Below are 10,099 nucleotides of genomic sequence, written 5' to 3'. Positions count from 1 at the left end.
CGTGGCGTCTCGCAAGGTCCCCGGCAACCTCCCCAAGCTCACGCTCGACATCCCGTCCGACTTCATGCAGCGTGCCCGCACGTTCGCGACCCGGGCCGCCGTCGTAGCGGCCGCCGTACCGGTCGGGGCGGCCGTCGCGCTCATGGTGACGGACAAGATCCGGCGACGCGTGCACCCGCTCACCTCGAAGTTCCCCACCGAGAAGCCCCTGACCGAGCACATCGACGAGACCGCCACCACGGTCTACACCTACGGCGCGGACCTGTACGAGGCGATGCTCGACGCCATCCAGGGCGCACGGAAGACCGTGATGCTCGAGTCGTACATCTGGAAGGGCGACCAGGTCGGCCAGCAGTTCAAGCAGGCGCTGATCGACGCGGCAGCACGTGGCGTCGACGTGTACGTCATCGTCGACGGCTTCGCGAACCTCGTCGTGCCCTACTCGTTCTTCCGCTTCCCGCCCGCCGTGCACGTCCTGCGCTTCCCCGTGCTGCGCCCCGGGATGGCCTACCTCAACGTGCGCACCTCCGGCCGCGACCACCGCAAGATCCTCGTGGTCGACGACGAGGTCGGCTTCGTCGGCGGCTACAACATCGGCTCCCTGTACGCCACGCAGTGGCGCGACACCCACGTCCGCCTCCAGGGGCCGTCCGTGTGGGAGCTGCGCAACGCGTTCGTCGACTTCTGGAACCGCCACCGCAAGCCGCGCGACCCGATCCTGCCCGACGTCGGCTCCGGCACCTGGCTGCCCCACCTCAAGGCCGCCCGCAACGCACCGTCCGAGCTCGTGTTCCCCATCCGCGGCATCTACCTCGACGCCATCGACCGGGCAACCAGCCACATCTACATCACCCAGGCGTACTTCATCCCGGACCACGACATCCACGCGGCGCTGCTCGCCGCGGCCGCACGCGGCGTCGACGTCCGCGTCCTGGTCCCGCACCGCTCCAACCACGTCGTCGCCGACTGGCTCGCCCGCGGCCAGTACGCCTCCCTGCTGCGCGGCGGAGTACGGATCTTCCTGTACCAGGGCGCGATGGTGCACGCCAAGACCGCCACCGTCGACCGCCGCTGGACCACCATCGGCACCGCCAACATCGACCGCCTCAGCCTCACCGGCAACTACGAGGTCAACCTCGAGATCGTCGACCCCGGCCTGGCCGGCCGCATGGAAGACGTCTTCACCATGGACCTGTCCAACGCGCAGGAGCTCACGCTCGCGCAGTGGGAGGAACGCGGCGCACTCGCCAAGATCGCCGAGGCCCTCCTGGTCCCCCTGCGGCCGCTGCTGTAACGGACTGTGAGCGCCGGACCGGTCAGACGGCCAGCGCCTCCCCCACCGTGAGCCGCGAGTACGTGTACTCCCCGCCGAGCCGTGCGGTGTCCAGCCACCGGCCGGTCAGCGTGTGCCCGATCTCGGACAGCAGCGCGTCGTGGATCGGCACGACGGCGCCCGCCGGTACCGAGCGCGCGAAGTCGATGGCCTCGGCCAGTCTCATCCACGGCCCCGACACCGGGACCAGGAGCACGTCCAGGCCGTCCTCGGGCAGCCGCGCGGGCGCCTCGTAGGAGTCGCCGGGGTGGTAGAGGCTCTGCCCGTCGACCTCGATCAGGTAGGTCACGTTCACCGCGCGCGGGACGTCGGGGTGGATCAGCGCGTGGTCGCCACCCCCTACCGTGACCCGGGCGCCGGCGATGTCCAGCACCTGGCCGGCCGCCACCTCCTGCACCTGGTTCGACTGCGCGCCACCCTCGCGCAGGGCGGCCGCGGCGGGGCCGCTGGCCCACACCCGGACGTCCGGGTGTGACGTGAGGAGCTCGGCGACCGCGGGGACGTCGACGTGGTCGAAGTGGTCGTGGGTGACCAGCACTGCCGCGGCGCTCGTGAGCGCGGTGGCGGTGTCGCTGAAGGTGCCGGGGTCGATGACGAGGGTGCCGCCGCCGCCGGGCAGGGCGAGGGAGACGCATGCGTGACCATGGAACGTGAGCTGCATCCTCGCAGGTTACGCCTGCTCCCCGGGTACAGCAGACCGCCTGGTCGGGGTGCGTGGCACCCCGGTCCAGACGGCCGGGTCAGACGGTGTGGTGGCGGGTTGTCAGACGGCGGACCTGGCGGCCCGGCGTTGGGCGAGCTCGTCGCCCTCGACCGTGGGTACCTCCCCCGGCTCGCCCTGCTCGAGGGTCTCGGTCGGCATCTGGGAAAGTCTGCCTTCGATCTCGCGCCACACTCGCCCGACGGCGATGCCGAACACGCCCTGGCCGCCGGCGACCAGGTCGACCACCTCGTCGGGTGAGGTGCACTCGTACACGCTCGCGCCGTCGGACATGAGGGTGATCTGCGCCAGGTCCTCCACGCCGCGTTCGCGCAGGGCGGTGACGGCGGTGCGGATCTGCTGCAGGGAGACGCCGGTGTCGAGGAGGCGCTTGACGACCTTGAGCACCAGGATGTCCCGGAAGCTGTACAGCCGGTGCGTGCCGGAACCGGTGGCGGGCTTGATGCTGGGCTCGACGAGGCCGGTGCGCGCCCAGTAGTCGAGCTGACGGTAGGTGATGCCGGCGATGTGGCATGCCGTGGTGCCGCGATAGCCGGTCGTGGCGTCCTGCTCCGTCAGGTCCTCACCGAAGAGGAGACCCTGCGCGCCGTGCGGGACCGTAGCGCGGGTCGCTCTCTCACCGCTGGTGTTCACTGTGCCTCCTGGGGTGTCGTGGCCACGCTATGGCGCGTCAGGGGTGATTTCAAAGATGCGCGCCGTGAAACGCCCCGGCGTGTCGCGAGTTGGTCCGCTATCAGCCGCTTCGCCCGCCGCCCTGGCTCCCTCCGCCGGGTGGTCCGAGGAAGTCCTCGGGGGTGACGTGGTCGAGGAAGTCGCGAAACCGTTCGACCTCAGCCTGCTGGTCGACGTCGACGATCTCGACGCCGGCCAGGGCGACGATCTCGGCCGAGCACAGGACGGGGCTGCCGGTGCGCACGGCGAGCGCTATCGCGTCGGAGGCGCGCGAGTCGAGGTGGACGCCGTTGCTCAGGACGAGCTCGGCGAAGTAGATGCCGCCTTCCAGGGCGACGATCTCCACGCGTTCGAGCGCGACGCCGACGGCGCCCAGCACGTCCCGCAGCAGGTCGTGGGTCATAGGGCGCGGTGTGGCGAGCCCGGCCTGGGCCATGGCGATGGCGCTGGCCTCGCGGGCGCCGATGACGATGGGGATGGCGAGGTCAGCGGCACTGTCGAGCAGCAGCACGACGATCTCCTGATCGCGTTGCTGCTGTCGAACGCCAAGGATCTCCACGGGGACCATCGGCACGTCGTCCGGCCTCACGCTTTCACCGTACGGCTTCCAGCGGTCACTCGTCGCGCGCTCGGATCAAATTTCTGGTCACGGAATGGTCAGAAGCCGGCAAAGGCAGGGTGATTTTACGTTGGGTTCCACCTGGGCGGTCTGGCTCGGGACGCAGGTGGCGGGCTCAGCCGAGGTCGTCGACGCCCTGGCGGATCCAGGCAGCGTGCAGGCGGGTGAAGAGCTCGCCCATGTCGCTCGCCATGCTGGCGGCGCGGCCGCGGGCGGCGCTGGCCTGCTGGCTGCGCAGGGGCGCCACCACCTGGTCCACGAGCGTGACCTGCCGGTCGGCGGCGGTGCGGAAGGAGCGCAGGTGCCGCGGCTCGATGCCGAACTCGGCCAGCGCGCCCGCGATACGTGCGACCTCGACGGCGCCGGAACCCAGCGCGCTGCCCGACGACGGCAGGAGGCCCGCCTGGGCCAGGCTCTGCACGAACTCCTCGGTGACGCCGGCGGCCTCCGCGACGGACTGTGCGGTCCAGCGGCGCCGCGCGGGCACGCCGGCACCGGCCAGGCGCGGTGCGGGGTGCTCGGCGGAGTCGGGGTCGGCGTCCATCGCGGCGAGGCGTTCCTTGATCACCTTCAGCGGCATGTAGCTGTCGCGCTGCTCGGTGAGGACGAAACGCAGGCGTTCGACGTCGGCCTGGCTGTACTGGCGGTAGCCCGACGGCGTGCGCACCGGCTCGATCAGGCCCTGCTCCTCCAGGAAGCGGAGCTTGGAGTGCGAGACGGAGGGGAACTCCTGGCCCAGGGCGCGCAGGACGTCGCTGATGCGCATCGTGGCCTGGCGGGAGATGCCCCGGGGCCAGGGCGCGTCGGCGTCCTCCCCACGATGGACGCGTGCGGCGCCGGCCGTCACGGGGCGGGCGTCCCCGCGGCCCACTGGGCCGGCGCCTGCGGGCTGGCGTGGAAGGTCAGGCGGAACTTGCCGATCTGCACCTCGTCACCGGTGACCAGCGTCGCGGCGTCGATACGGCCGCGGTTGACGTAGGTGCCGTTCAGGGAGCCGATGTCGCGGACGACGAACGAGTCGCCCTCGCGCACGAACTCGGCGTGCTTGCGGGACACCGTGACGTCGTCGAGGAAGATGTCCGCCTGCTCGCTGCGGCCGGCGACGCTGCGCCCGGTGTCCAGGAGGAAGCGTGCGCCGAAGCCCGGGCCGCGCTGCACGATGAGCAGCGCGGAGTGACGCGGGAGGGCGGCGACAGCTGCCGCTTCCTCGGGGCTGAGCGCCGTGCGGGGCGCCTGCTCGTCAGAGGTCGGGAACGCGATGCGACCCAGGTTGGCCGTGGTATCGGGCCCGACCGGATGGGCGCTGGGGTCCGTCATCAGGTCTCCTCGGGTGCGTGGTGATGAAGGCGGGTTGCTGCCTGTGCTGCTCTGTCCGGGACAACGCCTGGGGCCTTGTCCGGGTTCCACTCAACCTACCTCGATCGAGATGGAAGCGGGAACCAAAGTTGGGAACCAACCCGGATAAAACTACCCACCTCGCGGCGGTTCCGCATGCCAGATTCCACAGCTCGGCCCTTCGGGTCCCGCGAACGGGTGGTGAACGTGGCAGGCGTCACTTCCCCGCCGCTCCACCATCACTCCCCGTCGGCCGGTTGGGCGTGCTCCGGTTCGCCCGGGATGCGTACTGCGTCCACGCTGACCTGGTCGGACGCCGTCGTGGTCGCCTCGCCGCCCTCCTCCCGGATCCGGGGCAGCGCACCGCCGGGGATCTCCAGCGCGCGCTCGATCGTCTCGGGGTCGCCGATGGCGGTCCACTCGTACGGGGAGGCGACCGCGGCGCCGTCGAGCACGATGCCGCCGCCCGAGTCGACGAAGTAGCTCGTCGTGACCAGCCGCACCCCGTTGACCTGGATCGCCTCGGCGCCGGCGTTGCGCAGCTCCTCCAGCAGGTTGAACAGCACCTGCGCCTCCAGCGGCTTCTCGCCGTCCGCCACGTGGATCTGCACGCCCGGGCCGTTGGCCGGCAGCCGGCCCGACAGGATGCCCTCCTGCGCGGCACGCTGCTGCGCCAGGTCCCGCGCCGCCTGGTCGCGCCCGTCCTCCGACTGCAGGTCGTCCCGGATCGCCTCCAGGTCCGAGACCTCGGCGTCGAGCTGGTCGGCGCGCTGCGTCACCTCGTCCAGGAGCCGCACCAGCTCGTCCTGCCGGAGGCTGGACAGCTGGTCCCCCGTCGACTGCCCTACCTGCACCGCCAGGGCGAAGCCCAGCGCCAGGCACAGCAGACCGGTCAGCAGCTCCGACCGCGTGCCGTGCGGCCGCAGGAGCTGCGCCACCCGCTTCCAGCCCGACGCCGACTCCGGTTCAGGTTCGGGTTCCGGCTTCGACGTCGGCTCGGGTTCGGGGGTCGCTCGCTCCGGGGTCGCGGGCTCGTCAGGCTTGTCCTCGCTCATGCTCACGCCTTGAAGATGTGCCGTCGGATCGAGGCGGCGTTGGAGAAGATCCGGATACCGAGCACCACCACCACCGCCGTCGACAGCTGCCCGCCCACACCGAGCTGGTCACCCAGGAACACGATGAACGCGGCCACCAGCACGTTGGACAGGAACGACACGAGGAACACCTTGTCGTCGAACAGCCCGTCGAGCATCGCCCGCAGACCCCCGAACAGGGCATCCAGGGCCGCCACCACCGCGATCGGCAGATACGGCTGCAGCATCAGCGGGACGGTCGGCTGCAACAGCAGACCGGCGACCACCCCGATCACGAGCCCGACGACCGCGATCATCCGTTGTCCTCCTCGGGACTGTTCTGCTCGGAACTGCCTTGTTCGGAACTGTCTTGCCCTGGGCTTTCCGGCCCTGGGCTGTCCTGCGTCGTGTCCCCGGACGCCGGGAGGTGCGCGTACCGCAGCGTCGAGGGCCTCGCACCCGGCAGGTACATCCCCTCGCTCGTCGTCACCTCGTTCTTGATGTCGTACTCCGCGCTCAGCAGCTGCAGGAACCCCAGCCCCGCCGACCGCGCGAACTCCACCTGCATGTCCTCCGGGTCCCCCACGGCCTCGATCGTGTACGTGGGACCGTTCAACGGCTGCAGGTCCACCAGGATCGCGTCACCCGCGTTCCGGATAGCCGACAACGACGTCAGCCGCTCGTCGTTCACCGCCACCGCCTCCGCACCCGCCGCCCACAGCTCGTTGACGACGAACTGCACATCCGCGTCCCGCACCCGCGACTCCGCCGGCGCGTCACCCGGATCCACCAGCCCGCCACCCCCACCATCGGTCAGCTTGACCACCATGCCCGGACCCCGCACCGGCACCGCACCATTGACCCACCGGTCCACCTCGTTGATCTCCAGCAACGCCGACGGCAGCAACCCGTCGCTCTGCAGCCCGTCCACCTCGGCGCCCAGCGTCACCGCACGCCGCGACAGCTCCTCCACCTCCGCACTACGGTCCTGGATCTGCTCCATCAGCACCGTACGGCCTTTCGCCACCACCGGCTGCGGCGCTCGCAGGTCACGGACGGCCACCGTCGTCGCGACCCCGAGCAGGACCGCCAGCAGCAGCAGCATGACCACGCCCGGAACGCCGCGCCTCGACGCCGCCTGGCCCGCCTCGGCGCGACGCTGCGCCATCTGCGCGTACCCGGGGTCCAGGGGACGCTCGGTCACCTCCCGCAGCAGGGTCATCGACTCGTCCGGACGGCGGCCCCGAGCGTGCCCGGTCGCGTCCTGCGCCGTCGAACCCGGCACCGCTGGACCTGGTGCTGTCGGACCTGGTGTCGTCATGCCCCGGCCGCCAGCCGGCGCACCTGCGCCACGTACTGCAGCCCCGCCAGCCAGTACAGGCCGACGCCCCACCAGGTGAAGGCCCAGCCCACCACGTGGGCCCCGGCGCCGACCCAGCCGGGCACCTCCGCCAGCAGCAGCAACGGGAACGCGTACAGCAGGGCGAACGTGGCGACCTTGCCGACCAGCGTCACGTTCAGCGTCCCGTACCCGAGGCGGGCGAGCACCGGCACCGTCAGCGCGAGCAGCACGTCACGCGCCACGATCGCCACCACCAGCCACAGCGGCACCACCTCGCGCCACGCCAGACCGATCAGCGTCACGAAGATGAACAGGCGGTCGGCGAACGGGTCCAGCATCTGCCCCAGCCGGGTGACCTGGTTCAGGCGACGGGCCAGCACACCGTCGAGCCAGTCCGACACGCCCGAGACCGCGAGCACCAGCAGCGCCCAGCCGTCCTCGCCCACGACGATCAGCACGGCGAAGACCGGCACGAGCGCCAGCCGCACCAGGCTGATCATGTTGGGCACGGTCAGGACCCGGGAGCTCATCTCCGCCCCGTTGGACACGCACACCGCCCTTGCTCACGCCGGTTCGTCTCGGCCGCCATCTTACGGGGCAGCCGTTGCGTATAAGCACTGGCACGCCGTCCGACCCCACCACCCGCCTCACCACGGACGACATCGCCCCACCCCATCACCCCACCCGATCGCCCCGCCCACCACCCGAGACATCACCCGAGACATCACCCGCGTGCTGCACGTCACGCTCCCCAGCTGTGTGCCGAACGGCCCCGCAGCCGATAGGGTGGTGCCACATCCCCTTGGAGTTCGTCGTTTTCCCGTGTGTGCACACAACGTGCGAGACAGGCCCGCAGCCCCGGCTGCGGGGAAGGTGTTTCGGGAGCGAGCGACGCGAGGGCCCTCACCTCGGCCCTGACTCCGCCCGCGACGACGAACGGTGCATCACTGCATGTCTATCGACACCCATGACCTGATCGCGCCTGCCCAGCAGGACACCGAGCAGGCCATCGCCGACACCGGCGACCAGACGACCCCCGAGGCCGTCACTCCCGACGCTACTCCTGACGTCACCCCCGAGCCGGCCCCCGAGCCCACCGGCCCGACCTTCGCGAGCCTCAACCTGCCCGCGCCCCTCATGGCAGCGGTCGACGAGCTCGGCTTCGTCACCCCCTCCGCCATCCAGGCCCGCGCCATCCCCGAGCTGCTCGCCGGCCGCGACATCACCGGCGTCGCCCAGACCGGGACCGGCAAGACCGCCGCGTTCGGCCTCCCGCTGCTCGCCGCCGTCGACCCCAAGCTCCGCAAGGTGCAGGCCCTCGTCCTCGCACCCACCCGCGAGCTCGCCATGCAGGTCGCCGACGCCATCGAGTCGTTCGCCTCCAAGCTCGATGACGTCCGCGTCCTGCCCGTCTACGGCGGCGCCCCCTACATCCCCCAGCAGCGCGCCCTGCGCGACGGCGTCCACGTCGTCGTCGGCACCCCCGGCCGCATCAAGGACCACCTCGACCGCGGCGCCCTCAAGCTCGACGACATCCGCTTCCTCGTCCTCGACGAGGCCGACGAGATGCTCCGCATGGGCTTCGCCGAGGACGTCGAGGAGATCTTCGGCCAGGCACCCACCAAGCGCCAGGTCGCCCTCTTCTCCGCGACCATGCCCCCGGCCATCCGCAAGGTCGCCGACCACCACATGACCGACCCCGTGCAGATCGCCGTCACCCGGCAGGCCTCCACCGTCACCTCGGTCCGCCAGACCTACGCCGTCGTACCCTTCCGCCACAAGATCGGCTCGCTCGCGCGCGTCCTGTCGACATCCGACGCCGACGCCGCGATCGTCTTCACCCGCACCCGCGGCGCCGCCGAGGACGTGGGCTCCGCCCTCATCGAGAAGGGCATCTCCGCCGCCACCATCTCCGGCGACGTCGCCCAGAAGGAACGCGAGAAGATCGTCGAGCGACTCCGCTCCGGCGCCCTCGACGTCCTCGTCGCCACCGACGTCGCAGCCCGCGGCCTCGACGTCGACCGCATCGGCCTGGTCGTCAACTTCGACGTCCCCGGCGAGCCCGAGGCCTACGTCCACCGCATCGGCCGCACCGGCCGCGCCGGACGCACCGGCGAGGCCCTCACGTTCGTCACCCCCCACGAGCGCGGCAAGCTCCGCAGCATCGAGCGCACCATCCGCGCCTCGCTCGAAGAGGTCGACATCCCCTCCCCCAAGGACGTCTCCGCCCACCAGGTCAAGCGCACCCTCGGCAAGGTCGCGGCCCGCCGCGAGGCCGGCCGCCTCGACATGTACACCGAGATGATCCGCGCCTACGCCGAGGAGACCGGCGTCGACCCCATCGAGATCGCCGCCGCCATGGCGGCGCTCGCGGTCGGCGACGACGGTCCCCGGGCCCGTGCCGAGCAGGAGGAGTACGAGCGGGAGCAGGCCGAGGCCAAGTCCGCGGCGGCCCGCCGCAACACGCGCGACGGCGACCGCCACGACCGGTCGGGTGACCGTTCCCCGCGCGGCCGTTCCGAGGGCGAGCGCGGCATCCGCCGTCCGGCCCGGGGCACGCGGTACCGCATCGCCGTCGGGCACACGCACGGCGTGCAGCCGGGCGGGATCGTCGGGGCGCTGACCGGCGAGGGCGGCATCACCGGCGCCGACGTCGGCAAGATCGACATCTTCGGGAGCTTCTCGCTGGTGGACATCATCGCGCCGCTCGACAACGAGGCGCTCGACCGCCTGGCCCGCGCCCGCGTGGCCGGCAAGCCGCTGCGCATCACGCTCGATCGCGGCCCGGCGCGCACCGGCGGCGACCGGGACCGGGCTCCCCGCAGCGGCGGCGACCACCGCCGTCCGGACGGCGAGCGCGGCCCCCGCGCCCGCGGCGCCCACTGGGACTCCCGCACCCCCCGCTGACCCGCAGAACCGTGAAGTAGAGCGCCTGTCCCGGACACACGCTCTACCTCGGCATCAATGAGGTGCCGAGGTAGAGCGTGTGTCCTGTCTCATATAA

General features: G+C 71.4%; 11 protein-coding genes. 2 read left to right on the top strand and 9 right to left on the bottom strand.

The window, feature by feature from the left end:
- Positions 1 to 64 precede the first annotated feature (64 nt).
- Positions 65 to 1,294 carry a phosphatidylserine/phosphatidylglycerophosphate/cardiolipin synthase family protein gene (locus ACFT2C_RS16115; protein WP_377208138.1) on the top strand — a complete coding sequence of 410 codons (1,230 nt, stop codon included), beginning with the start codon at positions 65 to 67 and terminating at the stop codon, positions 1,292 to 1,294.
- A gap of 22 nt (positions 1,295 to 1,316) precedes the next feature.
- Here ACFT2C_RS16115 and ACFT2C_RS16110 read toward each other — a convergent pair whose 3' ends face one another.
- The 9 genes from ACFT2C_RS16110 to ACFT2C_RS16070 all read right to left on the bottom strand — a co-directional run bounded on the left by ACFT2C_RS16110 (position 1,317) and on the right by ACFT2C_RS16070 (position 7,625).
- Positions 1,317 to 1,994, bottom strand: coding sequence for an MBL fold metallo-hydrolase (locus tag ACFT2C_RS16110; protein WP_377208072.1), 678 nt, complete (start codon positions 1,992 to 1,994; stop codon positions 1,317 to 1,319).
- Between the two features lie 102 nt (positions 1,995 to 2,096).
- A complete protein-coding gene (locus ACFT2C_RS16105; protein ID WP_377208071.1) occupies positions 2,097 to 2,687 on the bottom strand; it encodes a MerR family transcriptional regulator in 591 nt (196 codons plus the stop codon).
- Between the two features lie 100 nt (positions 2,688 to 2,787).
- Positions 2,788 to 3,294, bottom strand: coding sequence for a bifunctional nuclease family protein (locus ACFT2C_RS16100; protein WP_377208137.1), 507 nt, complete (start codon positions 3,292 to 3,294; stop codon positions 2,788 to 2,790).
- 166 nt (positions 3,295 to 3,460) lie between these two features.
- A complete protein-coding gene (locus ACFT2C_RS16095) occupies positions 3,461 to 4,216 on the bottom strand; it encodes a MerR family transcriptional regulator (RefSeq protein WP_377208070.1) in 756 nt (251 codons plus the stop codon).
- Positions 4,189 to 4,662, bottom strand: a complete 474-nt coding sequence (locus ACFT2C_RS16090) for an FHA domain-containing protein (RefSeq protein WP_377208069.1) — start codon at positions 4,660 to 4,662, stop codon at positions 4,189 to 4,191. The genes ACFT2C_RS16095 and ACFT2C_RS16090 overlap by 28 nt, the downstream gene beginning before the upstream one ends.
- Before the next feature lie 257 nt (positions 4,663 to 4,919).
- Entirely contained in the window at positions 4,920 to 5,735 is an 816-nt protein-coding gene (locus ACFT2C_RS16085) for a DUF881 domain-containing protein (protein ID WP_377208068.1), read from the bottom strand.
- 2 nt (positions 5,736 to 5,737) lie between these two features.
- A complete protein-coding gene (locus ACFT2C_RS16080; protein WP_377208067.1) occupies positions 5,738 to 6,070 on the bottom strand; it encodes a small basic family protein in 333 nt (110 codons plus the stop codon).
- Positions 6,067 to 7,038, bottom strand: coding sequence for a DUF881 domain-containing protein (locus ACFT2C_RS16075; RefSeq protein ID WP_377208066.1), 972 nt, complete (start codon positions 7,036 to 7,038; stop codon positions 6,067 to 6,069). The genes ACFT2C_RS16080 and ACFT2C_RS16075 overlap by 4 nt, the downstream gene beginning before the upstream one ends.
- A 32-nt stretch (positions 7,039 to 7,070) precedes the next feature.
- Entirely contained in the window at positions 7,071 to 7,625 is a 555-nt protein-coding gene (locus tag ACFT2C_RS16070; RefSeq protein WP_377208136.1) for a CDP-alcohol phosphatidyltransferase family protein, read from the bottom strand.
- A gap of 421 nt (positions 7,626 to 8,046) precedes the next feature.
- On the opposite strand from ACFT2C_RS16070, the gene ACFT2C_RS16065 reads away from it, so the two are divergent.
- A complete protein-coding gene (locus ACFT2C_RS16065; protein WP_377208065.1) occupies positions 8,047 to 10,002 on the top strand; it encodes a DEAD/DEAH box helicase in 1,956 nt (651 codons plus the stop codon).
- Positions 10,003 to 10,099 lie beyond the last annotated feature (97 nt).

It is taken from the genome of Promicromonospora sp. NPDC057138 (assembly GCF_042670845.1).
Classification (GTDB): domain Bacteria; phylum Actinomycetota; class Actinomycetes; order Actinomycetales; family Cellulomonadaceae; genus Promicromonospora.
This window is presented reverse-complemented; position numbering and strand designations above follow the sequence as displayed.